This window comes from Caulobacter sp. 17J65-9, from assembly GCF_010975005.1.
Classification (GTDB): domain Bacteria; phylum Pseudomonadota; class Alphaproteobacteria; order Caulobacterales; family Caulobacteraceae; genus 17J80-11.
This window is the reverse complement of the sequence record NZ_JAAIVC010000281.1, coordinates 1-1,995: the sequence shown is the minus strand read 5'-3', so window position 1 is coordinate 1,995 and position 1,995 is coordinate 1. Positions and strand designations below refer to the sequence as shown.

General features: G+C 75.4%; 3 protein-coding genes. 2 read left to right on the top strand and 1 reads right to left on the bottom strand.

Annotated elements, in window-relative coordinates; all coding sequences use genetic code 11:
* Nucleotides 1-1,178: S8 family serine peptidase (locus tag G3573_RS21285; RefSeq protein WP_163263633.1), on the bottom strand; the 1,178-nt coding region annotated here is incomplete at its 3' end.
* A gap of 86 nt (nt 1,179-1,264) precedes the next feature.
* Between G3573_RS21285 and G3573_RS21280 the strand changes: the two genes are divergently transcribed.
* Nucleotides 1,265-1,759, top strand: coding sequence for a sigma-70 family RNA polymerase sigma factor (locus G3573_RS21280; protein WP_205598430.1), 495 nt, complete (start codon nt 1,265-1,267; stop codon nt 1,757-1,759).
* A partial coding sequence (locus G3573_RS21275) for a zf-HC2 domain-containing protein (protein ID WP_205598429.1) occupies nt 1,756-1,995 on the top strand: 240 nt, incomplete at its 3' end. The genes G3573_RS21280 and G3573_RS21275, both read left to right, overlap by 4 nt.

Here is a 1,995-nt window from a genome sequence, read left to right as displayed (position 1 = left end):
GCCTTGCGGTCCGGACGGGCCAGCCGCAGGGCCAGCCGGCCCGCCACCAGCGGGGCGGCGTAGGAGGTGCCGCGCACGTTCGCCAGGCCGCCAGGGGCGGCCGCGGCCATGTCCGCGCCGGGGGCGGCGAAGTCGAGGTGCTCGGCGCGGCCGGCCTCGATCAGCACCTTGCGCCGGCGATCGACGCCGGTGACGGCGATCACGCCAGGATAGGATGCGGGATAGGCGGCCGGGGCCGCCGGGCCGTCGTTGCCGACCGCCGCCACGATGAGGTGGCCTCGGGCGAGCAGGGCCTCGACCGCCGCCTTCACCGCCGCGTTCGGCGGACCGACCAGGCTGACGTTGACGACGGGCGTGCGGGTCTCGGCCATCCAGGCCAGGGCGCGCGCGACGCTCTCGGCCGAGCCGCCGCGCGGGGTGTTTCCATAGACGTCGGCGGCCATCACCGTCGCCCCGGGCGCCGCGCCCCGAAAGCCGTCGGTCCTGCCCGCCAGCAGGGAGGCCACCGCCGTGCCGTGCGGCTTGGGCGACCACCCGCCGGCGGCGAAGGCCTTGGGTTCGATCCGCGCGCCGGCCAGGGCGGGGTGGCGGGCGTCCACGCCGGTGTCGATCAGCCCCACGCGCACGTCCGACCCGCCGGCGACCGCGGTCGCGGCGGCCGCGGCGACGGGGGCGACCCCGGCCTCGCCGTAGACGTGGTTGTAGTCGTAGCCGCCCTGCGGATCGGCCTCGCGCAGGCGATTGACCGCGCGCCGGGCGCTCCAGCCGTCGGGCGCGCGCAGCACCACCAGCGGCAGGTCCAGCGGTTCCAGCCGCTCCTCGCGCAGGACCGTGAAGCCCGCGGCCTTGGCCTGCTCCAGGGCGGCGGGGGAGGGCGACAGGGCCAGGATCTCGCCGCGCACGACCGGCGCGTTCCGCTCGTCCAGCTCCAGATCGCGCGGATAGCGCCGCGCCAGATCGTTCAGCCGGTCGAGCCTTTGGTCGGCCAGGGCGCGCGCGTCGGTCAGCACGCGACCGGGATCGGGCAGGCGCTCCAGCACGTCGGGCACCACCGGCAGCCGCCCGACGGGATCGGGCAGGCGCACCTGGCCGTCGGCCGGGCCGCCCAGCAGCAAAGCGGCCAGGATCCCGGCGATCACGCGCGCCAGCACGTTTCTCCCGCCCGGTCCGTCCGCCATGCCGTCTCCCTCGCGCTTCACCGAATCTTCTGCTCCGTTATGGATGAAACGTCAGCCCCCTACCGTTTCATCCTCAGAGGTGCGGATTGGACGCCTTCCAAAGGGAGATGGTCGAGCTCCTGCCCAGGCTGCGCCGGTTCGCCCGCGTGCTGGCCCGCGACAGCGCCGACGCCGACGACCTGGTGCAGGTCTGCGTCGAGCGGGCGCTGGAGAAGCGCGCCCTGTGGCGGCCCGGCACGCGCCTGGACAGCTGGATGTATCGGATCATGAAGAACGCCTGGATCGACGAGACCCGCAGCCGCGCGCGCCGCGGCCGCGTGCTCGCGCCGCCTGAGGCCGGCGAGAACGTCGCCGACGCGTCGGTCGCTTCGCTGGAGACCCGCCTGCAGGCCGCCTCGGTCGAGGAGGCGATCGCCCGCCTGCCGGAGGACCAGCGCCTGGCCGTCGCCCTGGTGCTGATCGAGGGCCTGTCCTATCGCGAGGCGGCCGAGGCGCTGGAGGTGCCGGAGGGCACCCTGACCAGCCGTCTGGTGCGCGGACGCGCGGCGGTGATGGCGCACATGAAGGGGAGCGCGGCGTGAATTTCTCCGACGAGACGGTCATGGCCTACGCCGACGGCGAGCTGACCGGCCCCGAGCGCGACGCTTTCGAGGCGGCGCTGGCCGAAGACGCCGGCCTGCGCGCGCGGGTCGAGGAGCATCGGGCCTTCGCCGCCCTGATCGGCGGCGCGCACTCAGGCGTGCTGGCCGAGCCCGTGCCGGAGCGCCTGATCGCCGCCGCCACGCGCGAGCCCGAGGTCGTGTCGCTGGCCGAACGG